The sequence below is a fragment of the Mesorhizobium sp. B2-2-4 genome (assembly GCF_006442375.1).
GTDB lineage: Bacteria > Pseudomonadota > Alphaproteobacteria > Rhizobiales > Rhizobiaceae > Mesorhizobium.
In genome coordinates, this window is record NZ_VFWB01000002.1 from 489,271 (window position 1) to 511,334 (window position 22,064).

21 protein-coding genes are annotated in these 22,064 nt (G+C 59.2%); 17 read left to right on the forward strand and 4 right to left on the reverse strand.

From position 1 onward, the window contains the following. Window positions 1–43 precede the first annotated feature (43 nt). The 11 genes from FJ959_RS07485 (at window position 44) to FJ959_RS07535 (ending at window position 12,942) form a co-directional block, all read left to right on the forward strand. Entirely contained in the window at window positions 44–796 is a 753-nt protein-coding gene (locus FJ959_RS07485; RefSeq protein ID WP_181167188.1) for a methyltransferase domain-containing protein, read from the forward strand. 144 nt (window positions 797–940) lie between these two features. Then, window positions 941–2,110 (forward strand): glycosyltransferase, encoded by a 1,170-nt coding sequence (locus tag FJ959_RS07490; protein ID WP_224684500.1) that lies wholly within the window; start codon window positions 941–943, stop codon window positions 2,108–2,110. Beyond that, window positions 2,067–3,242 carry a glycosyltransferase gene (locus tag FJ959_RS07495; RefSeq protein WP_181168503.1) on the forward strand — a complete coding sequence of 392 codons (1,176 nt, stop codon included), beginning with the start codon at window positions 2,067–2,069 and terminating at the stop codon, window positions 3,240–3,242. The genes FJ959_RS07490 and FJ959_RS07495 overlap by 44 nt, the downstream gene beginning before the upstream one ends. Window positions 3,243–3,285: 43 nt before the next feature. Beyond that, window positions 3,286–4,530: a hypothetical protein gene (locus FJ959_RS07500; RefSeq protein WP_140629318.1), complete on the forward strand. Its 1,245-nt coding sequence runs from the start codon at window positions 3,286–3,288 to the stop codon at window positions 4,528–4,530. Further along, window positions 4,523–5,854: a lipopolysaccharide biosynthesis protein gene (locus tag FJ959_RS07505; RefSeq protein ID WP_140629321.1), complete on the forward strand. Its 1,332-nt coding sequence runs from the start codon at window positions 4,523–4,525 to the stop codon at window positions 5,852–5,854. Before FJ959_RS07500 ends, FJ959_RS07505 begins: the two co-directional genes overlap by 8 nt. A gap of 497 nt (window positions 5,855–6,351) precedes the next feature. Further along, on the forward strand, window positions 6,352–6,990 hold the full coding sequence (locus FJ959_RS32080) for a glycosyltransferase family 4 protein (RefSeq protein WP_224617871.1): 639 nt from the start codon (window positions 6,352–6,354) through the stop codon (window positions 6,988–6,990). A gap of 27 nt (window positions 6,991–7,017) precedes the next feature. Further along, window positions 7,018–8,187, forward strand: coding sequence for a glycosyltransferase family 4 protein (locus FJ959_RS07515; RefSeq protein WP_140629325.1), 1,170 nt, complete (start codon window positions 7,018–7,020; stop codon window positions 8,185–8,187). 314 nt (window positions 8,188–8,501) lie between these two features. After that, window positions 8,502–8,987: a hypothetical protein gene (locus tag FJ959_RS07520; protein WP_140514866.1), complete on the forward strand. Its 486-nt coding sequence runs from the start codon at window positions 8,502–8,504 to the stop codon at window positions 8,985–8,987. Between the two features lie 236 nt (window positions 8,988–9,223). Continuing rightward, the gene (locus tag FJ959_RS07525) at window positions 9,224–9,592 is read left to right on the forward strand and encodes a hypothetical protein (RefSeq protein ID WP_140629328.1); all 369 of its coding nucleotides are present in this window, start codon (window positions 9,224–9,226) and stop codon (window positions 9,590–9,592) included. Window positions 9,593–9,613: 21 nt separating this feature from the next. Next, entirely contained in the window at window positions 9,614–10,516 is a 903-nt protein-coding gene (locus tag FJ959_RS07530) for a polysaccharide biosynthesis/export family protein (protein WP_246675493.1), read from the forward strand. 47 nt (window positions 10,517–10,563) lie between these two features. Then, complete coding sequence (locus tag FJ959_RS07535) at window positions 10,564–12,942, forward strand: polysaccharide biosynthesis tyrosine autokinase (protein ID WP_140629330.1); 2,379 nt, start codon at window positions 10,564–10,566, stop codon at window positions 12,940–12,942. Here FJ959_RS07535 and FJ959_RS32085 read toward each other — a convergent pair. Further along, window positions 12,926–13,201, reverse strand: a complete 276-nt coding sequence (locus tag FJ959_RS32085; RefSeq protein ID WP_224646749.1) for a hypothetical protein — start codon at window positions 13,199–13,201, stop codon at window positions 12,926–12,928. The two genes, FJ959_RS07535 and FJ959_RS32085, sit on opposite strands and share 17 nt — an antisense overlap. A gap of 54 nt (window positions 13,202–13,255) precedes the next feature. On the opposite strand from FJ959_RS32085, the gene FJ959_RS07540 reads away from it, so the two are divergent. The 6 genes from FJ959_RS07540 to rfbD are packed head-to-tail and all read left to right on the forward strand — an operon-like array spanning window position 13,256 to window position 18,979. Further along, window positions 13,256–14,095 carry a hypothetical protein gene (locus tag FJ959_RS07540; protein WP_224656113.1) on the forward strand — a complete coding sequence of 280 codons (840 nt, stop codon included), beginning with the start codon at window positions 13,256–13,258 and terminating at the stop codon, window positions 14,093–14,095. After that, a complete protein-coding gene (locus tag FJ959_RS07545; RefSeq protein ID WP_140629332.1) occupies window positions 14,092–15,546 on the forward strand; it encodes an O-antigen ligase family protein in 1,455 nt (484 codons plus the stop codon). The genes FJ959_RS07540 and FJ959_RS07545 overlap by 4 nt, the downstream gene beginning before the upstream one ends. Before the next feature lie 19 nt (window positions 15,547–15,565). After that, window positions 15,566–16,447 carry a glucose-1-phosphate thymidylyltransferase RfbA gene (gene rfbA, locus FJ959_RS07550; RefSeq protein WP_140514965.1) on the forward strand — a complete coding sequence of 294 codons (882 nt, stop codon included), beginning with the start codon at window positions 15,566–15,568 and terminating at the stop codon, window positions 16,445–16,447. Next, window positions 16,448–17,002: a dTDP-4-dehydrorhamnose 3,5-epimerase gene (gene rfbC / locus FJ959_RS07555; protein WP_140564241.1), complete on the forward strand. Its 555-nt coding sequence runs from the start codon at window positions 16,448–16,450 to the stop codon at window positions 17,000–17,002. A gap of 31 nt (window positions 17,003–17,033) precedes the next feature. Beyond that, window positions 17,034–18,104 carry a dTDP-glucose 4,6-dehydratase gene (rfbB, locus tag FJ959_RS07560; RefSeq protein WP_140564240.1) on the forward strand — a complete coding sequence of 357 codons (1,071 nt, stop codon included), beginning with the start codon at window positions 17,034–17,036 and terminating at the stop codon, window positions 18,102–18,104. Beyond that, window positions 18,101–18,979: a dTDP-4-dehydrorhamnose reductase gene (rfbD, locus tag FJ959_RS07565; RefSeq protein WP_140629334.1), complete on the forward strand. Its 879-nt coding sequence runs from the start codon at window positions 18,101–18,103 to the stop codon at window positions 18,977–18,979. Before rfbB ends, rfbD begins: the two co-directional genes overlap by 4 nt. 75 nt (window positions 18,980–19,054) lie before the next feature. On the opposite strand, the gene FJ959_RS07570 is transcribed toward rfbD, so the two are convergent. From FJ959_RS07570 to FJ959_RS07580, 3 genes are read right to left on the reverse strand one after another with little or no spacing between them, the layout of a single operon-like run. Next, window positions 19,055–20,173 (reverse strand): glycosyltransferase, encoded by a 1,119-nt coding sequence (locus tag FJ959_RS07570; protein ID WP_140629337.1) that lies wholly within the window; start codon window positions 20,171–20,173, stop codon window positions 19,055–19,057. 60 nt (window positions 20,174–20,233) lie between these two features. Beyond that, entirely contained in the window at window positions 20,234–21,349 is a 1,116-nt protein-coding gene (locus tag FJ959_RS07575; RefSeq protein WP_140629339.1) for a glycosyltransferase family 1 protein, read from the reverse strand. 52 nt (window positions 21,350–21,401) lie between these two features. Continuing rightward, window positions 21,402–22,013: a NeuD/PglB/VioB family sugar acetyltransferase gene (locus FJ959_RS07580; protein WP_140520773.1), complete on the reverse strand. Its 612-nt coding sequence runs from the start codon at window positions 22,011–22,013 to the stop codon at window positions 21,402–21,404. Between the last annotated feature and the right edge of the window lie 51 nt (window positions 22,014–22,064).

Genomic DNA, 22,064 nt, shown 5'->3' on the forward strand with positions numbered 1-22,064 from the left:
GAGGTCACGTCTTGTCCACGAAATCGATGACGGGATAGCGTCTTTGCTGCGGGGTTTTGTTCGCACGAACGTGGCGGTCTCAGAGTGTCTGGACCGAGCCTTGCCGCTACGGCTGCGCGTGGATGGCAACCACGCCTTTGCTGCGGAAATCGCACCGGTGCTCTTTACACCTAACGCACTGGTCTATGATCTGGGCGGAGGAGCAAGGCCGCTTGTAAGCCTAGCCGAGAAGCGTCGTCTGGGGCTGGTTGTCGTCGGGGTGGACCGCGATGCCAAGGAACTGTCGAAGGCTCCGGGCGAGATCTATGACGAGCGGATCGAGGCGGACCTTACTTCGTTCAGGGGGAAGGGAGATGCCGATCTGGTCATATGCCAGGCCACTCTGGAGCACGTCCGCGACGGCGAAGGCGCATTTCGCGGCATTGCCAGCTGCGTAAGGCCGGGCGGCACGGTCGCCATTTTCTCGCCTTCACGCAACGCCGTTTTCGCCAGGCTCAATCGGGTCTTGCCCGAGGCGATCAAGCGTCGCCTGCTGTTTGCGGTCTATCCGGACAAGGGCAGGGGGCACGACGGCTTCCCAGCCTTCTATGACAGATGCCTGCCGAGCGAGGTGGAAAGGATCGCAGCGCAAAATGGCCTGGAACTCGTCCAGCGTCATCTGTTCTGGAGGAGTTCATATTTCTACGCTTTCGTGCCGGCCTTCCTTGTCTGGCGCCTCTGGCTAGGTCTCTCGGCTCTTCTCATCGGGAAGGATGCGGCTGAAACCTACGCCTATGTCTTTCGGCGAAGACATTGATCACCCGAAGATATTCTCCGCTTTCGTGGACCCGAGTGCGACGGCTGTCTCCCCGGTATCCGGGTGGAGCATCGCTCATCTCGCACGGTCAGGCGCAAGCAAAAAAGCTTTCGCCGTGACCGGCCAGGAAAGGTGGCGAACCGAGTGACGTGCACGCGCCAAGACAAGAGATCACCAGGCAGCCCAGACGCTCGGATTGCTATCTTCATTCCCTCTCTTCGTGCTGGCGGCACCGAGCGGGCAATGCTCACCCTGGCCAGCGAATTTGGCCGGCGCGGCTTGCCGATCGATCTGGTGCTTGGGTGTGCGACGGGCGAGTATCTCGCTTTGGTTCCGAAGACGATAAGGATACAGGACCTCCGGGCCTCGCGGTTGCTGTTTTCCGTATTGGCTTTGATCCGGTATTTGAGGCGGGAGCAGCCGAGAGTGATGCTGACGGCGTTACCCCATGCAAACATCGTTGGCATCGTCTCGTCCATGCTCTCGCTGCGCCGGACACCGATCGTGATATCGGAAAGGAGCAATCTTTCCAGGACCGTCGCTGATACGAAGCTGGTTCGTGAGAAGTTCCTGCCATTCCTCATGCGGCTGACCTATGGTCGTGCCGACACGATCATCACTGTATCGCATGGCGTCGCGGAAGACCTGATCCAGAGCATCGGGGTCCACCGGAGTTCCGTCAAAACGATCTACAATCCGCTGGACATCAAACATGTTGAAGAGCAGGCGGATGAACCGCTCGATCACCCCTTCGCGGTCGAGGATGGCAGGATCTTGCTGGTGGCCGTTGGGCGGCTTGATTTCGCAAAAGACCATGCCACGCTCATAAGCAGCTTCGCGCGGATTGCGACGAAGAGGGCCGTCAAATTGGCCATTGTCGGGGAAGGACCGCTGCGGGGATCGCTTCAAACCCTGATCGACGAACTCGAGCTGAATTCTTCGGTCGCTCTGGTCGGCTTTTCGAAGAATCCGTATCCGTGGATGCGGCGGGCAGCGTTGTTTCTTCAATCCTCCCGCAGGGAGGGATTTCCAAACACGATCATCGAAGCAATGGCTTGCGGGACCAACGTGGTGAGCACCAACTGCGAAAGCGGTCCGGCCGAGATTCTGGAGGACGGCAAGTGGGGGCGTCTCGCCGCGGTCGGAGATGCCCAGGGTTTTGCGGCAGAAGTGATGGCCGCCCTTGATGAAGCTGATCCTCCGGACGTCAGGCGTCGGGCGCGGGATTTCAGTGTCGAGAAGGTGGCCGACGCCTACCTGCTCGCGATGGGTGTCGATCCCACGAACGCCGTGGGGAAGGAGCGGTCGTATTAAGATCCTGCACGTCATCACCGGACTTGAGAACGGCGGCGCCGAGGCAGCGCTATACCGCCTGTGCACGGCCGAGCGCAGCCATTCCCATTTTGTCGTCTCGCTTTCGGGTGACGGAAAATATGGCCCGTTGCTTCGCGCGGCCAAAATACCGCTCGCCTGCCTGGCGATGCCAAAGGGAAGGTTGAGTCTCAAGGGGCTCGCCTCGCTCAGGCGCGTGTTCTCGACCTATCGGCCGGACGTGGTTCAGTGCTGGATGTATCACGCCAACCTCGTCGGAGGCGTCCTGGCGCGGCTTGGCGGCATCAGCCCGGTTCTTTGGGGGATGCACAATTGCGGACTGGATCCGCGGGCGGCCTCCTTTACGACCAGGACAGTGGACAGGATATGCGCTCTCATATCCGGTATCATCCCGGCTCGGATTGTCAGTTGCTCGCAAAATGCATCGCGGTGCCACATCCATGCAGGATATTCGAGCTCGAACTGGACGATCATACCGAATGGCTACGATCTGGCCGTGTTCGAGCCGGACGACCGGGCGCGCGCGCGGCTCCGTCGGGATTGGTCGATAGGTGATGGCCAGTTCGTTATCGGAAACGTCGCTCGCTGGCATCCCGACAAGGACCACCAGAATCTCTTCGCTGCCCTGTCCAGGCTGTCGATGCACAAGAGCCTTCCCTTCAAATGTGTTCTTGCCGGCCCGGGTATGACGGCTGAAAACACTGCGCTTGTCGTGCTGTTGGAGCGCTATGATGTTCGCCACAAGGTGAAGCTTCTCGGGCCGAGCGACGACATTGCCGGTTTGATGAATGCATTCGACATTCATGTGCTGGCCTCCAGCAGCGAAGCCTTTCCGAACGTGGTTGCCGAGGCGATGGCATGCGGCACGCCATGCGTGGGGACGGACGTCGGGGACATCGCGATGCTTGTCGGCAACACGGGATTGATCGTTCCGCCGCGGAACCCTGACGCGTTATCGCGTTCCATCGAGATTATGGCTTCGGAAATTCAGGATACCCGGTCTTGGGCGAGCAGGCGGCAAGCATGTCGCGACCGCATCGCTGCGGATTTCTCGCTTGAGCGGATGGCGCACTCGTATGGCTTGCTGTGGGAGAAATCGTCCCTGGGCCGCTAAGGGGTGAGAACAATTCGAATATTCAGATGGCGATGGAACGAAAGTGAAGCACCTCAAACGAGATTATTTTGTTTCGCCATTTGCGCTCACGCCGCAAATGTTGTTGCTTTTGTCGAGCTTGGTCTACTTTGTGCCATTCGTCACCGGGGGATTTCAGTATGTTGATGTCAGCAGAAGGAAGTATGATTTCATATATCACGCGGGCACTGGATATGCCATTGCGCTTTCTCTTTCTTGCATTGCTGCCGCGATGCTGGTCTTCATGCCAAGGCGTCAAGATTTCGAAGTCGAAGGCGACGTTCGGGGAGAGTCGATCGTAATAATTGTGATGCTGGTGGTGTTCGGTGGGATTTCGATAGCAAATCCGGCACTTTTTTCGGCCTCAAAGGCCGATGTTTTGTCATCTACCGGGCGGATCCAGTATGTATTTTACAACAGCTGCATCATCGGCATGGTGTTCGGAGCCCTGTCGGGGTGGAAGAAATCCAGGCTGGTCATCATCTTGAGCTGCCTGGGACTGATGCTTACGCTCTACATCGGGCATCGCTCTTCGGTTGCCATCGCGATTTTAGCTTGTTTGTACATAAGGTACAGGAACATTTCCCTGCTTTTGATCAGGAAAAGATACATAATTGGAGGAATTGGCGCATTCTTTTTTCTTGCAGTGTACAAGGCAGTATATGCAGCAATAAAAGCGGGAAATTTTGAACTTGTAGGTCAGAAAATACAATTCGACCAATTGTCCGATTCCGCTCTCGTGGGGCTGGAGCAGTTCGTGACATTGGCTCACCTGGATCTGGTCGTGAAATATGACTACACCTTGCCGTGCTCGAATCTTTGGCTGGTGCCTCTTTCTCTGTTTCCGTTCTCGGATACGGTCTTTGGCAAGGACGGATGCACCTACAACGAGCAGGTTCAGCCGTTCCTATTTCCGGGTTACAGTGGTGGCGTCGCTGCAAACATCTGGGCGGAGTTCTTTGCCAATTTCGGGTATGCCGGATTTCCGCTGCTCGTTGTCATTCTGTCGCTCGTGTGTGTTGCCGTCGAGGCGATAATCCCCAATGTGCGCAGCGCGACGCTCAAGGCCGGGCTGATCGTGGCCATCGTCCATCTCACATTCTACATCCAGCGCAAGGAGCTGCTTGGCGCCTTCATCTCCGCCAAGCGAGCCGTTCTCGTTGCGCTTTTCATTTTTGGCTTGGTTTATGTGCACCGGAAGTGTTTTCCACCGGCCCCCGCCGAGGTGATGCCGCAGGGGGCGCGGGCCTTGCGCCGAGACAATGGCTGAGGACGTGACGGCGGTCGCCAAGCCTTCCGGATGGATGCGCGCGCGGCGGGTTGTCCGCGACGTTACGTTTACGACGTCCGCAAGCGGAGTGGCCGCGTTGTGCTCCATCCTTGCACTGGCGCTCAACGCACGGTCGCTGGGTCCGGGGAATTTTGGCACACTCGCCGTAATTCAGGCCTATGTGGCGTTCGTTTCCGGCCTATGCACGTTCGAGAGCTGGCAGCTAGTGATCAGGCTGTGCGCGAGGTCGCCTTTGCGTCTGGGACCGGCGGCATCTTGCGGAATTGCCCTCGATGTTTCAGCCGCCCTTCTCGCCACGGTCCTGGCAATAGGCGGGATCTTGCTGTTTGGAGAAGCTGTTGGCGTGTCGCGGGATAATCGCCTTCTGGCGATTATCTACAGCCTCACCTTGTTGGCGAGTCTTTCGGGTACGCCGAAAGGTGTGCTTCGGCTGAACGGCCGGTACGACGTCATTGCCGGCAATCAACTCATGCAAGGGGTTGCCGTGGTGGTTGCCTCTCTCGTCCTTTGGATCCTCGATGCCTCATTGCCGGATTATGTAATCGTGCTGGCAGCGGTCGGCGCATTCTACAACCTGACGCTGTTCGTTCGCATACTGCTCTATGCCAGGCAGGAGCACATCGAACTGCTCAACCCGCTTCGCTCCCGGTCCAAACGCCGTTTCTTCTGGGCGTTTCTTGCCATGGCCACGGGGACCAGTCTGCTCTCGACGCTTGTGAGCGCCAGGCGGCATCTCGCATTGTTCCTTGTCGCGGGCCTGCTGGGAGAGGTCGCCGCGGGCTCCTATTCGCTCGCATCGCGCCTGGCGACGATGGTTTCCCGGCTGACCGGTCCCTTGAACCAGGTGATCTTTCCCGAAATCGCGAAACTGTCCAGGCAAGAGCCTCCTTCTCGTCTATACCGCTTGAACGCCCGCATCACCGTGGTTTCGGCATGCGCTGCCACCGGCATGGCAGTCGTGGGGGTGCTGCTGCAAAACCCCATCGTCCTTCTGGCTGGCGGTTCGGCCTACGCCGAAGCTTCGCTGCTCTTTGCCATTCTGTTCGCTTCAGAATGCTTCGGCCTGGCTGGAATGCATCTCAATCCGTTGATCCAGGTCCTGGCCGGGACGAAGCCGCTTTTGAAAATCACGGCGCTGGCGATCGCCATCTATGTTCCGCTTTGCCTGGCTTTGTCCGGATGGATCGGAATTTCAGGCATCGCCTGGGCCGGCTTGCTGGTATCGGCGGCGGTTTATGCAGCGATGATGGTGGTTTCGCATCTATTGTTGAAAAAGCGGATCCGCCCGGCGGAAGATATCTGAAGGCTGATGTTTTGAGATACCTGTTTTGCCTGCCAAGATACCACACCAATGCGGCACCCTGGGTTCGCATTCTGACTTCGGCGGGGCACCATGTTGCGGTCGACGTAGTCGAAACGAGCGTCACCGAGAATCACGCTCTTGTTTCTCCCAACGTGATGGCTCCATCCGCGCTGTCGCGGATGATCATGCGTCGGCGCTCAAGCAACATTCCGAATTCGCCTTTTTCCTTTCCCGGCGTCTTTTCCTACTGGAGGCGTTTGCAGGCCGAAGACCCCGACGTGGTGATCATCCGCGGAGTGACGCGATGGTTTTGCAGGGTCGCGGCACTCTGTTCAATCCTGCAAGGGCGCAGACTGGTCATCTACGACCAGGAGGACGCCAAGCCCCGCGCATGGAGTGGCACTTGGGTTCGAAGAGCCATCTTTCAGGGGCTGGGCATTCCGCATTTCACCTCGCGGCTCTCACCGAACCCTGGCCCGCTCAGGGTCGGCGATGCCATGTCCCTGCCATTCGGGAGCCCTTTCGAGCCGGCCCGGATCGAAGGCCTGGAAAGCAGGCCATTGCAGTGGCCGCCTCGAATCCTGATGGTGGCAAAATACCGGGAGCGCAAGGGGCACAGTTTGCTTCTGAGGGCGTTGTCGGCGATTTCATCCATGCCCTTCTCCCTGACATTCTGCGGCGAGGAGGCAACGAATGCCGACACGGCTTTTTGTCAGGCCTTGCGGCGCGAGGCTCAGGCGCTTGGCGTGGCGGACAGGCTTCGGTTTCAAAACAACATTGCCCATGACGACATGATCTCGGTCTTCTCCGGTCATGATCTCTTGATACTGCCCTCGCGGGCTGAACCCGCGGCGGTGTCTCCCATCGAGGCGTCCTGGGCGGGATGTGCCGTGCTGATGTCGCGAGACAGCGGCACGAGGCACTACATGCCCGAGGGGGCCGCTTTCGATTTCAACCCCGACGATCCGCAAGACATCGCACGCGCGGTCGCGAGGCTGATCGCTCGGCCACAGGATCTGGGGCCTGCAAGGGACGCCTGCTTCGCCCGCATCTCATCGCTCGCCAGTGACGACGAGATCTTGCGGCTGTTCGAGACCTTTGGGCCGGGCAGGGCACGACTGCATACAAGACGGTGAGCGAAACGGCATTGGGAGGCGGGGACGATGCTTGGGATCGGAAGAAAGATAATCATCTCCATCAACACGTCCTGGAATGTCGTCAATTTCCGCAAAGGCCTCATCGAGGCGCTGCAAGGGCGGGGCTATGAAGTGGTGGTTGCGGCGCCCAGGGACGAGTATTCGCGCCTGATCCCGCCGATGGGCTGCCGGTATGTCGAAATCGAGATGGATAATTCCGGCACCTCGCCGTTTCGCGACATGGTGCTTCTGTGGCGCTACTGGCGCCTGCTGCGCCGCGAGAGGCCGCTGGCGTTTGTCGGCTTCACCATCAAGCCCAACGTGTTCGGATCGCTGGCGGCAAACCTCAATGGCATCCCGGTCATAAACAATGTTTCAGGGCTCGGCACGGTTTTCGTCCGTGGCGGCCTTCTCCAGAAAATTGCCAAGGTCCTGTACCGGCTGGCGTTGGCCCGTTCGAAAATAGTCTTCTTTCAGAATGACGACGACAGGATGCTGTTCGTCGGCGAGCGCCTGGTCCGCAAGGAACTGACCGCGCTGCTGCCGGGCTCCGGGGTCGACCTTATTCGCTTCTCTCCGGCGCCCCGCCAAAGCCAATCGTCCGGCGCGATCGTCTTTCTGCTGGTGGCCAGGCTTCTCTGGGACAAGGGCGTGGGCGAGTTCGTCGAGGCAGCTCGTGAGATGCGCCGCAACATGCCCGGCGCGCGCTTCCAGCTTCTTGGATTCCTCGATGTCGAGAACCGCACAGCGGTCAGCCGTGCGCAGGTCGAGCGATGGGCAGGCGAAGGCCTGGTCGAGTATCTCGGAACCACCGACGACGTCCGTCCCTTCCTGGACGCGGCCGATTGCGTCGTCTTGCCCTCCTACAGGGAAGGAACGCCGCGCTCGCTGCTGGAAGCAGCCGCGATGGGCAAGCCGCTGATCGCGTCAGATGTGCCCGGCTGCAGGGAGGTGGTGGACCACGGCGTCAACGGCCTGCTGTGCAAGGTGAAAGACGCAGGCGACCTCGCAAGCAAGATGCTCGAATTCGCAACGATGGACGCCGCATCCAGGAACAGGATGGGTATGGAGAGCCGAAGCAAAGTGGAGCGGCAGTTTTCGGAACGGATCGTCATAGAGTGCTACATGACGCAGATAGGGAAGCTCAATGCCTCGCCATGCGATGAACCGGGCCGGCGTGTAGTTGAACGCGGTTGAAGTTCGAGCGGCGCTAAGCTTGTCTTGCTGCATTGCAGATCGGGACTCAGCTTTCGAGGGTGCTCGGCCTTGATCAAGTTGGCTCGGTGTAATCAGCATGAAAAGGGAATCGTAACTTCTCTTTGGAGGGCCAGACATCCATCGCCGACAGCTCGGGATTATTTATACGTAATTGCTAAAATGACGTGTTGTTCAGGTCAAACTTCTCCGCATCGTGCGACACGGGTTGGAATTGTGGCAAAAAAATGTTAGGCGCTGATGTCACACCTTTTGATCTGGCATATCCGGGATGATTTGAAGGAAAGGCGAAGCGGATGAATGTCATCATTAGAACCGCAGTGAGCGCGTTGGTTGCCGCGAGCGGTTTCACTTCGGTTTCATCTTTCGCCCAGGACGTATCCTGCAGCTGCGCTGCCGCCTATCGCGGCCCGGCGAGTGCGATTGGATCCATTCGTTCCGCCGATGGCGAGGTGATGGTCTCGCAGTCGGTCGGCTATGGTCCTGCAAAGGCGGGGAGCACTCTCGGCCTTGGCAGTCGGGTGGTAGTCGGTACCAAGGGTTCGGCATCCGTACTTGTTGGCGGCTGCAACATGAATGTACCGGCGAATTCCAGTCTGGATGTTTCACGCGTGGGCGGCAACATCTGTCTGAAACTCGTGGGTTCAGAACGGACGGCGGCCATCCAGCCGTCCGGTGGCACAAGTGGGTTTGGCCTGCCCGAAGGGATTTTCGCCGGTGCGCTTGTCACCAGCGGTGTGTTGGCGGCGACGCAGGATGACGACAAAGCGGTCAGTCGCTGAGGGGCGGACCACCGTGAGTGCTGGTGAGTTCTTTGAGTGTTGTTGATCGAAGGGGTGCGTAAGCGATCCGTTCCGGGGGCGGGTCGTTGGTTCGAAGGGGGGTAGAAATGACCGGGCGTCATCGGGTTGGGGTTGTCTTCGCTTTTATCACGCTCGCCGGGGGAGGTGCCTGGTTTACAGCGTCCGATGCTGTTGCCCAGTCGGCACAGACATGTTCGTGCCTGGCCGCTGCGCCCGTGTCTGGCATTGTCGGCCAGTTCACCCAAGTCCGGGGTGATGTGCAGATGTCGCAGGCCGGCGGTTACGCCGGGGTGGGCGCGGGAGCGCCGATTTATCCAGGCGCGCGCATCATGACCGGGCCGCAAGCATCGGCTTCCTTGGCCATCGGCGCCAATTGCGCGCTTGATGTTCCGGCCAACGCGACCGTCAGCATCAATCCGGTGCAAGGCGGTATGTGCGTCTCGCTTGATGCGCAGGAAGCTGCTACCGGACCTGCCAATTCCGGACCTGGCATTTTGCCGGTGCTGTTGGGCGCCGGCGCGGTTGGTGGCGGCGCCGCACTGGCTATTGGACTACAGGATGACGACGACGCAGTCAGCCGCTAGGCAAGGTCTGGTCTCGCCGGTTTGCGCAAGCTCGGGCGCGATAGTGCAGAACCAGTTGCTCACGCCATCGGAAAAACGAGCGAAGAAGCCGGGAGCCAGCTGTGCGGGCCATTTCGATGGGCCGCCCAAGCTGTTCAAAAGTGGGGCTCTGTGATGGGCATTCTCGATCTCGGGGGAAGTGGCGCGGGGATGCCGGCACTGCTTGTATTGCTCGCCCTCTCTGCTTGCGCGAGCAGTTCATCATCGTCCACGGGCTCTGTCGATGCGCTGCAGCCGACATCGTCCTCAACGGCGCTTGCCGGGGGCGGCGCGCTACAGATGGTGAAGGATCTGCCGGCACCGCAGAATACACAAAACGGCAGCGAGCAGCCGCTGTCTGCCAACGATGTACTCGAAGTCAGCGTATTCCAGGTCGACAACCTGAACAGGACGGTTCAGGTGGACGCCGGCGGCCAGATTTCCCTTCCGCTTATCGGGACGATGACAGCGGCCGGCAAGACGGTCCGCCAGCTCGAAAAGGATATCGAGACAGCCTATGGCGCAAAATATCTGCAATCGCCGGATGTCACAATTTTCGTCAAGGAATCGATAGGCCAGCGCATCACGGTCGACGGTGAGGTCAACAGGGCCGGCATCTATCCGGTGTCCAGCAGCGCCTCCTTGCTGGATGCGATCGCCCTTGCCGGAGGCTTCAACGCCATCGGCGATGCCGGCAAGGTCTTCGTCTACCGCAATGTCGGTCAAAACAAGCTGGTCGCAAACTACAATGTCGAGGAAATCCGCGCCGGCAAGAATCGCAACCCGCGTATCTATGGCGGCGACGTGGTCGTGGTTTTCGCTTCGAAGTCGAAAATCGCAATGAACAATTTGAAGGATGCCCTGGGCCTCGCGTCGAGCGCGGCCCGAATTGCGGTCATTCCGTAAGGGAGGCCTGGCCGGCCAGGGTACGGACAACCAGGATCACCTCGCGCATGCTCGATCGCCACAGGCAGCCCCAAATCGCCGGTCCTCGACATGGCCAGGCTTTGTCCGCGGACCTCTATTATGACGGGGCGCAGAATTATAGTCCTTACGGTCGAGACTATGCCGCTCACGACGAGAGATTCAATCCGCTCAAGCTGCTTTTCTATGTCGTGCAATATCGCTGGCTGATTGTCATGATGGCGGTGGCTGGCCTAGTTGCCGGTATCATAGTGACAATGATGCAGACGCCGAAGTATCAGGCAACGACACAGCTGGAAGTCCTGGTCCCTTCGGCAAAGGTTTTTCAGGACATCGAAGTGGTTTCTGAAAACAGCGACTTACGCGCGTTTCTGACCGCTCGCGAGAAACTGAAGAGCCGTGCGCTGGCCCAGCGCGTCGTGTTTCAGCTGGGGCTCTCCGAAAAACCGGATTTCCTGTTCCCAACCCCGAGCTTCTCGCTCAGCAACATCCTCTACCGTGCATTCGGAATTTCCAAATCGCCTTCGATCCAGGAAAAGACCCCCGAAGAGCGAGAGGCAATGGCGATCAAGCGCGTTCTGAAGGATCTGACGGTCAACCTTGTGACCAACACCAGCTTGCTGTCGATCACCTTCATCGACCAGAAGCCCAGATACGCAAGCGACGTCGCCAACCAGGTCGCGCAGAGTTTTATCGATCAACGTCTCGACCAGACCAGCGAGACGTCCGATCTGGCGAGACAGTTCATCCAGGAACAGGTCCTGCAGGTCAAGCAGAAGCTGCAGAAGTCCGAGGAGGAGCTGGTCACCTATGCGAAGGATGCCGGTATCACCGTCACCGGCGACGACAAATCGCTGATCGGATCGAACATCGAGGCGCTGAACACAGCGCTCGCGACCGCTATCCAGGATCGTCTTGATGCCGGTCGCGTCGTGGACCAGATAGACAAGGGGCGAGGCTCCAGCCTGTCGCCGGTTCTGGAGAGTGATGGCTTACAAAAACTCAGCGAAAAACTCGCGGACCTCAAGAGCCAATATCAGCAGAAACTGAGCATTCTGAAGCCTGGCTTTCCGGAGATGCAGCAACTTCAGTCGCAGATCAAGGAACTGACGCGGCTCTATAATAACGGCGTCCTGGCGATAACCGATTCGCTGCGCCTGAAGTACCAGGAAGCGCAGAACAAGGAAGCCGACCTCAAATCCAAGCTCGCCGAGATGGAAAAGCAGCAGGTCGTCTTCAATGACAAGAACATAAAATACACCATCCTCAAGCGCGAGGTCGATTCCAACCGGTCGCAATATGACAGCCTCATCACCAAGCTGAATGAAGTAGGCGTCAGCTCCGAGCTCAAGACGCAAAGCGCAGCCATTGTCGATTTCGCGACCCTGCCCGTAAGTCCCTATTCTCCGCGCCTGATCATCAATCTGGCGATCGCGCTAGCGCTGTTCATGGCTCTCACTGCATCGATCATCTACATCATCGAGTTGCTGAACAACACCTTCACCAACCCCGAGCAGGTCGAAAGGGAGCTGGGGCTGGCCATGCTCGGCATCCTGCCGCTCGTAGATGACCGCGAACTGACGGCCAGCATCGCCGACCAGAAGTCCGGGCTATCGGAAGCTTATCGTTCGCTGCGAACGTCGCTGCAATTCTCCGGCGCGGAGGGCGCGCCGCGTTCGCTGCTGGTGACCAGCTCCGAGCCTTCCGAAGGCAAGTCGACGACCTCGTTCAAGCTCGGCCAGGATTTTGCCGCCCTCGGTGCGAAGGTCTTGCTTATCGACGGCGATCTGCGCAAACCGAATCTTCATCGGCTGTTCGGTCTCGACAACACGATCGGGTTGAGCAATCTCCTGACGAATACCGTGCGCAAGGAAGATGTGGCGGGCATATTCAGGACGACCAAATATCCCAACGTGACCGTGCTGACGTCCGGAACGATCCCGCCCAACCCTGCGGATCTGCTTTCATCGCCGAAGATGGCGCTGATCGTCACCAATCTCGGCAAGCGTTTCGATCTCGTCATCATCGACGCTCCGCCGATCGTCGGCCTGTCCGATGCGCCCATTCTCAGCCGGCTTGCCGAGGGCACACTGGTGGTCATTTCCACGAACCAGGTGACGCGCAAGGCGGCCAAGACGGCGCTGAAACGCCTGCGCGCAGCCGGAGCGAACGTGATCGGGGCGGCAATGTCGAAATTCGCGGTGAACAAGTTCGACTACAACTACGCCTATAAATACATGAACTACCAATATTACGAACATGGCGCGGGCACGCCGAAGATTGAGGGCAAAGTCGATGACGGAGCAGGCCAGCCCTCTCATGCAAAATCTCCTGCGTTCAAGCGTTTGGTTCGTCGCCTCCGTTCTGGTGTTGATGGCTTCGTCGATCGGGCTAAGTCGGCTCCTTGAGGAGGGAACGCCGAGCGTGTCTCTGGCACTGGACCCGCTGAACGCAGATGCCTTGATAGACGAAATTGCCGGCGAGCTGAACGAAACGAGCGTCGATCTCGGCGCCTTGGCCGCCAAGGCCAAGAATGCGCTTCGCTTCAATGTCGCGGACGCCCGTCTCTACAGCCTGATCGGTGAGATCAGATATCGGCAAGGCGAACAGGCCCAGGCTTTCGAACTTTTCGACCAGGCGCGAAAACTGTCCAAGACTGAAATCCATGCGCTGCAGAGGTCCATCGATCGCTCGATCGCGGCAGGCGATCTGGCGAGGGCCGTGGGCGAGATCGACACCTTGCTGCGCCGGTGGCCAGACCAGTTTTCGGCCATCGCCCCAGGCTGGCCTGCCATCCTTTCCAATTCCGACGGCTATCAGGCCGTGCTGGCAGCCCTGGAGGCAGAGGCGCCGTGGCGTGGTAAGCTTTTTCTCGCCCTTGGCCAGAACCCGCAAAGCCTGGGACCTGCAAACCAGCTGCTGCTCGATCTCGGACGCACGGATGCGCCCCCGAAATCCAGCGAATTGTCCGCCGTTATCACCGGTTACATCAAGCAGAAGGACTATGGCCCGGCCTATCGGCTGTTTCTTTTCAGCCTGTCCGATCGGGAGCGGAAGCTGGGCGGCTATATCTTCAATGGCGGCTTCGAGCCGCTCTTCAGCGGCAAGCCGTTCGACTGGGTGATACACGACCGATCTGGGCTGGAGATCACCTTTGCCGGATCGCAGGGCGCGGGTGAAAGTGAAAGCGACAGCAACAGCGGGGCGACGGTTCGATTTCTAAACACGCCGGTCAAGAACGCTGCGCTTCAGCAATATGTCGAATTGCCCCCCGGTTCTTACCGGATGTCCATGACCGTGTCCGCAACAAATCTCAAACTGCCAAAGCAGCTGTTCTGGTCCGTCAGATGCGCGGACCCGTCAAGCGAGATAGCGCGCTTCAACATACCGGAAGGCACATTCAACCGGCGAAGCCTGAGCCTGGATTTCACCGTCGGACCGGCTGCGTGTCCGATACAGTTGCTGAGGCTGGAAACAGCCGCAATTGCCGAGAGCTGGCGGTTTCGATACGTCGGCACGCTGGTCATGCACAGATTGAGCATCGAGAGGGTGTCGTCGTGAGAGCACGGTCACGGCAGCCCGGGCAGTGGGACAAATACCTGCTTGGGTCGGTTCTTTTCCTGTCCCTGCTGATTGGCGGCGGCACCGCGAGCGGCCTCTACACCGAAACGCTGATCGAGATCGCGGCGATTCTCTCGGCCGCGGCCATCCTGTCGCGGCCCAGCGGACAAACAATTCCCCGGGCGATCTTGTGGCTGATTGCTCTCGGCCTAGCCGTGTTCTGCTTCCAGATCGTTCCGCTGCCCGGGGCCTTGCTGGACGGGTTGCGGCCCGAGGTGCTGCTTGTCAGACCCTGGCTGGATGGTGAAACGCAATCGCGCTTCGTCAGCGTCGGCGTCGGGCGCACGATCGAGTGCATGTTGTATTTCGCCGCCGCCGCGGCATTTTTCCTCGGCGTCACCCGCCTGCGCACCGAGGAGGTCTACGGCCTTGTTCCCTTCTTTTTCATGGGCGTCATCTGCAATGGCCTGGCCGCGGCGATCCAGTATTCGCTCTCCGATACCGTCGCCATAGAAGGATTGCTGCCGTTTACGATCAATGCGGGCCTGTTTGCCAATCAAAATCACTTTTCGGCCTTGCTCTTCGTCTCCATCCCATTCGTGGTCTACTATGGCTTGTTCCGTGGACATTTTCTGTCCGGATCGCTTGGGCTGACGATGCTCTTGCTGCTTCTTCTGGCAGCCGGCTCGCGCGCCGGCATTCTGATCGGACTGGTGATCACCGCGATATCAGTTGTCTTCCTGTCCGCTCGCTCAAGGGCGGGCGGATATGGCATTCTTGCGGTTTTCATCGGGCTTTCCGTCTACACGATCGGCGCATGGGCGAAGATCGATGCGAAAGTGGTCGATCCGGCTTTCGGCAGGGCGGAGTTTGCTCGCACCACGATCGATGGAATGAAAGAGAACTGGGTGACTGGCGTTGGTTTCGGCAGCTTTCCGAAGGTCTATCAGATATACGAAAAAGCCGGAATGATTTTCAGAACTTATGTAAATCATGCCCACAATGACTACCTCGAATTGGCACTTGAGGGCGGCATACCGGTCGTTTTGTTAATGATTGTGTATGCCATATTGCTTTTCGCCTCGTCGGTCCGGATTCGCCGGGAGCCGTTACAGAAGGCTGCATTTCTGTCGGTGTCGTTTTTGCTCGTTCACTCTCTTGTCGACTATCCCTTGCGAACCGCAGCACTCGCGATGACGTTTGCCTATTTGAATGCGATCGTCTTTCACAAGGGTTTTGCCGAGCGGCTGAACCAAAGGCGCGAGATGGGCGAGATAGGCCATCACGATGAAGACGATCTGCTTGTCCCGGCCAGGACCTCGGGCCCGGCAAGGCAAGGGCGGTTGGCGGGGGCCGGGGACACTCGCTCGGCCCCTTCGTCGGGCACCAGATTGACAAGCCACGGCATGAAACCTAAGCACGGGCGGCTTGTGTCAGGGGAGGGGACTTAGGCATGTCAAGGAGAGTTTCTTGAAAGGAATTATCCTTGCTGGGGGCAGTGGAACGCGCCTTTATCCGCTAACGTTGGCGGTCTCCAAGCAAATCCTCCCGGTATACGACAAACCGATGATCTATTACCCGCTGAGCGTTTTGATGCTTGCGGGGATTCGAGAGATTCTGGTCATATCCACGCCGCGGGACCTGCCCGTTTTCCGCGAGCTGTTGGGCGATGGATCGGAATTCGGGCTTGAGTTGTCCTACGCCGAGCAGCCGCAGCCCAACGGGCTTGCGGAAGCGTTCATTATCGGCCGCGATTTCATCGGCGCGGACAGCGTTTCGATGATACTGGGCGACAACATCTATTTTGGCGACGGATTGTCCAAGCTTTGCCGCACCGCGGCATCGCGCGAAAGCGGCGCTTCGGTGTTCGCCTACCATGTCGAGGATCCGGAGCGCTATGGCGTGGTGTCCTTCGACAAGACCACTGGAACCGCGCTCACGATTGAGGAAAAACCACAGAAGCCGAAATCCAACTGGGCCGTCACCGGCCTTTATTTCTACGACAACCAGGTTGTCGATATCGCCTCAAGGATTCGGCCCTCGGCTCGAGGCGAGCTCGAAATCACGGCGGTCAACAATGCCTACCTCGAGCGTGGCCAGTTGCAGGTGCATAGGTTGGGGCGCGGTTATGCCTGGCTCGATACCGGCACTCATGACAGCCTGGACGATGCTTCTTCGTTCGTGCGTACAATCGAACGTCGCCAAGGCATCAAGGTCGCCTGTCCGGAGGAAATCGCCTTCGAACAGGGCTGGCTGCGGGCTGACGAAGTGTTGCAGCGCGCAACCCGATTGGGAAAAAATGAATATGCCGCCTATCTGCGCCGCCGGGTGGTCGAGTTGTCGGAGGACTAGATGCTGGAGGTGAGACCCCTTGGCATCGAAGGTCTGCTCGAAATCATTCCGAAGCGGCACGGCGATGCCCGTGGCTACTTCACCGAAACCTGGAACGCCGCACGCTTCGCCGAGGCCGGCCTCGAACTCGCCTTCGTCCAGGACAATCACTCCTATTCCGCCGCGGCCGGTGTCGTCAGGGGGCTGCACTATCAGTTGCCGCCACGCGCCCAGGACAAGCTGCTGCGCGTTGTCAGAGGCAGTGTCCTTGATGTCGCGGTCGATATCCGCCGCTCCTTGCCGACATTCGGAAAATGGGTTGCCCTCGAGGTCTCGGCCGAGAAGGGCAACCAGATCCTGGTGCCCAAGGGCTTCGCCCACGGCTTCATGACGCTCGTGCCCGATACCGAGGTGCTGTACAAGGTGACCGACACCTATTCGCCCGAACACGACCGCTCGATCCGTTTCGATGATCCGGCCATCGGCATCGAATGGCCGCCGCCGGCCGGCGGGTTTCAGCTTTCTGACAAGGACCTCAAGGCGCCGCTGCTCGCCGCCGCCGAGGTGTTTGCCTGATGAACATTGCCAGATGCGCGGGGATAGCGGCATGAATTTTCTGGTGACGGGCGGGGCCGGCTTCATCGGTTCGGCGGTGTGCCGGCATCTGTGCGCCAACCCGGCCTACCGGGTGACCAATCTCGACAAGCTGACCTATGCCGGCAATCTGGCCTCGCTGCGGCCGATCGAAAATGCACGAAATTACAGCTTCGCCCAGGCCGACATCTGCGACGAGCGGGCGGTGCTCGACATATTGCGCCGCGGCGATATCGACATCGTCATGAACCTCGCCGCCGAGAGCCATGTCGACCGCTCGATCGATGGGCCGGGCGCCTTCATCGAGACCAACATCGTCGGCACCTACCGGATCCTCAATGCAGCGCTGGAATACTGGCGCGGCCTTTCCGACGACAGGAAGGGCCGTTTCCGCTTCCATCACGTCTCGACCGACGAGGTGTTCGGTGACCTGCCCTTCGATGGCGGCATGTTCGTGGAAGAGACGCCTTACGCGCCGTCCTCGCCCTATTCCGCCTCCAAGGCGGCCTCCGACCATCTGGTGCGCGCCTGGCACGAGACCTATGGCCTGCCGGTGGTGCTGTCCAATTGTTCGAACAATTACGGGCCCTACCATTTTCCCGAAAAGCTGATCCCGCTGGTCATCCTCAACGCGCTCGACGAGAAGCCGCTGCCGGTCTACGGCGCCGGCGCCAATGTGCGTGACTGGCTGTTCGTCGAGGACCATGCGCGCGCGCTGGAACTGATCGCCACCAAGGGGCAGCCGGGCGAGAGCTACAATGTCGGCGGCAATTCGGAACGCACCAATCTGGGTGTCGTCGAGACGATCTGCGATCTGCTCGACGCCAGGCGCCCCCGGGCCGCCGGCAAAAGCTATCGCGACCTGATCTCTTTCGTCACCGACCGTCCCGGCCATGATCGCCGCTACGCCATCGACGCGTCCAAGATCGGCCGCGAGCTCGGCTGGACGCCGAGGGAGAATTTCGACAGCGGCCTGGCAAGGACGGTCGACTGGTACCTGGACAACAAATGGTGGTGGGGACCGATCCGCGAACAGCGCTATGCCGGCGAAAGACTGGGCGAAGCGCGCAAGGAGGCGGTGTGAGGCTCGTTGTCACCGGACGCGAGGGCCAGGTTGCGGCAAGCCTTCTGGAGGCTGGGCGCGAAGACGTCAAGGTCATCGCCATCGGCCGGCCGCAACTCGACCTCGCGCGGCGCGGGACTGTGATCGAGGCCATCACCGCCGCTAAGCCCGATATCGTCGTGTCGGCCGCCGCCTACACGGCGGTGGACCAGGCCGAGGACGAACCCGAGCTCGCCTTTGCGGTGAACGCCGCCGGCGCCGGCGAGGTGGCGCAGGCGGCGGCTCGGCTCGGCGTGCCCGTCATCCATCTGTCGACCGACTATGTCTTCGACGGCACCAAGGACGGTCCCTATCTGGAAACCGACGCGACCGCGCCGATTGGCGTCTACGGCGCCTCCAAGCTTGCCGGCGAACAGGCGGTGGCATCAGCCAATTCGCGCCACCTGATCTTGCGCACGGCGTGGGTCTACAGCCCGTTCGGCAAGAATTTCGCCAAAACCATGCTGAGGCTGGCCAGCGACCGCGACGAGATACCGGTTGTGGCCGACCAATGGGGAAATCCCACTTCCGCGCTTGATATCGCTGACGCGATCCTGCATGCGGCAGCACGGCTGCACCGCAACGAGGATTTCGCCGCGTGGGGCATCTATCATCTGGCCGGCACGGGCGAGACCAACTGGAGCGGCTTCGCCCGCCATATCCTGGACATAAGCGGTGGGCTCGGTGGCCCCTCCGCGCGGGTGCGCGATATTGCTGCGACGGACTATCCGACCAAGGCGCGCCGCCCCGTCAATTCCCGGCTGTCGAGCGCGAAGTTTGCCTCCGTGTTTGGATGGAGTGCGCCGGTACTGCAGAAATCGGCGCGAGAGGTGGTCCGTCGTCTCCTGAGCAGGTGACCTGACGGGGATTTGACTGCATCAACAACCAACAAATCGCGGGGATTCACCGGCTGCCACAGTGCGAAACCGTATTCAGCGTCGGCGGTTATCGAGTTGGTGATAGAGATCGGCGTATGTTTTTCCCATCCTGTCAGCTGTAAAGAGGCGAACGTAGCGATCGCGAGCAGCTCGCCCCCAGTTCGCTGCCTCGACCGGCGAATCGACGATCTGGTTGATGGCTTCGGCAAGGCGTGCTGGATCGGAAGGCGGTACGACCAACCCGGTCTCGCCGGCTTTGTTCACATAACTTGTTCCCGTTCCGATCTCGCAAGAGATCATCGGTTTACCGCACATCGCAGCCTCGACGAGAGAAAGCCCGTAGGCTTCCGACCTCTGGTTTGACGGAAAAACGAACCCCAGGCAGTTGTGGAGGAGCGCCATCTTGTGCCGCTCGGCCACCTCGCCGAGGAATATCACATTGTTGCGACGCAACGTCTTGGCCTGAAGCTTCAGGCGCTCTTCGATAGGCCCTGATCCGGCAATAACGATCTTGCACCTGACTTTGTCGGCCGCCTGAATCAGCACGTCCAGCCCCTTATAGTAGCGCAAGACGCCGACGAAGAGCACGAAAGGCTCCGCCACTGCCGTTTGGCACCATCTGTGGTCGGCTTCGGTTGGCGCGGGGTAATCGGTTTCATTGATGCCGATTGGAATGATCGCCGATTTGCCCTCCAATGCTCTGAGAACGGGGCTCGATTTCAAATAGTCCGGAGATGTCGCGACGACAGCGTCCACATGCCTGAGGAAGCGCAGCATCAGCGGCCGATAAAGAGGCAGCAAAAGCCTCTGTTTGACGATGTCGGAATGGTAGGTGACGACGGTCGGTTTGCCATGACGGGATTGAAAATGCACCATGTCCATGAGTGGCCATGGGAAATGGTAATGTATGAGGTCGGCTTTCCTGGCGAGCGCTCCGAACTTCCGAAAGACCTCGAACGAAAACCCGGTCGACGCCAGTTCGAAATCCAGCCTGGCTTTTCGGGCCATGTGCCCGTCGAGATGCTGCGTGTTCTCGTTCGGAGCACGGCTCAACGAGAGCACTTCGGTTTCGATGCCGTGGCTGGCGGTGCTTTGAGCGATGGCATGTATCGTCCGCTCCACCCCGCCAAAGGTATCGGGCCAGTATGTCTTGAAGAAATGCAGCACTTTCAAATGTTGGTCTTCCGTCTTCGCTCGATGGCCAGTTCAAAAATCTGAAGCATACCTTCCACGTCAGCGCCTTCTTGCGGTTATGGCCAATTCGAACACTGCGACCAGGTCCAAGGCGCTTTTTCTCCAGTCGAACCGGAGCGCGTTCAGGGGCGCTTTCTCAGCCAGCCGCGAGCGCAACGCATTGTCGAGTGCCAACCGGCCCATCGCGGCGGAGATATCCTGGACGTTGGTCGGGTCAACAAGAATGGCAGCTTCGCCAGCCACCTCGGGCATGGAAGACATATTTGAAGTTACAACAGGCACCCCAACCCCATTTGCTTCGATAATTGGAAATCCAAAGCCTTCGTATAGCGACGGCATGACAAGAAACTTCGCTCGGCGATAGAGGACAGCGAGATCGCTGTCCGTGACATAACCCGTAAGTCGCACGTCCGATTCGATTTCGAGGCGCACCATGCGCTCGCGCAGGTCGCCGAGACGCCACCCCTGACCCCCCGCTATGACGAGCAGCAGATTTTTCCTGACAGGCTCCGGAAGCAGCGCATATGCTTCCAGGAGATTTGGCAAGTTCTTGCGGGGTTCAAGTGTGCCGACAAAAAGGGCGTAATCGCGGTCGATGCCTTTGTCCGCAAGCACGCTGTTGGTCCCGCCATCCTCCAGGCGCGTCACTCCAGGGTACACCACGTGCAGTTTCTTGGAGACCTGTGGATACAGCATTCGAATGGCATCGGCCGTAGCGCGCGAGACTGCGACGATCTTATCCGATGAAAATACTGCAGGTCGCATGAGGAAGCGATCGCCGAGCCAGCCCTGCAAACGCATTGTCGATGCCGCATGGTGCCATACGAGATCGTGAATGGTCACAACGCGGGGAATATCCGGATCCAAGCTAAAGGGCAATCTGTGGGCAGGGCCCCAAAAGATGTCGATTTTGTCGCGGGCTGCCTGTTTGGGTAAGATGGTTTGACCCCAAACCATGCGCCTGAAATTGCCTGCATGACCAGATATCCGAAACGTTCCGCCCGATAGACGAGAAATATCCGAGACCGGTCGCTCCGGGAGATACAGAAAGATTTCGTGACCGGCTTCCGCCAACCCACGGCACATCTCCAGCACATAGCGGCCGATGCCTGTGAGATTGTGGACAAGGTTGCGGGCATCAATGCCGATTTTCATGAATCGGACCGTTTTTTCTGTTCGAGCCTGAAAGGAAAGCGGCTGGCGCTGTCTAGCCGTGGGCTCGACGGGCCGGCGTGCCTGTATACACGCCGGGCACTTCAATGTCTCGGACGACCGTTGCGCCAGCGCCGATGATGACATTGTCGCATATGCTGAGCCGATCAATCACGGTCGCACCTGCGCCAACCAGAACCTGTGTGCCTATTCGGCAACGGCCTGCAACGGTCGCATTGACGGATATATGAGAAAAATCACCGATCACGCATTCGTGGTCAACGACTGCGCCGCTATTGATGATGACGCCCCGGCCAACCTTTGTAAGCGGTCCTATATGGGCCTGATGAGCGACCAGTGAGCCTTGCCCGATCTCACATTGCCTCCCGACAGAGGCAGTCGGTGCGACGAGCATCGCAAGAGGAACAAGCGCGCTCCCGCATTGCGCGCGTCGCCGCGCATTGTCACCCGAGCCCGGAAACATGAACCAACCGGCGCCGGAGGCATTGCTGGGAAGAACAGCGACAGCAGGAAAGCCCGCAAATTCCTCACCGGCCTTTGCCTGGTCATCGATGAAAATCAAATCATCGAACCCTGTCGATAAGGCTATGTCTCCTACGCTGCGCGCATGGCCGCCAAAGCCCAGAATGAAAAGGCCTTTGCTCATAGTGACGGCGTCATGCCTTTCTGCTCTGCTTTTGATCTGCCCGAGGTCCGT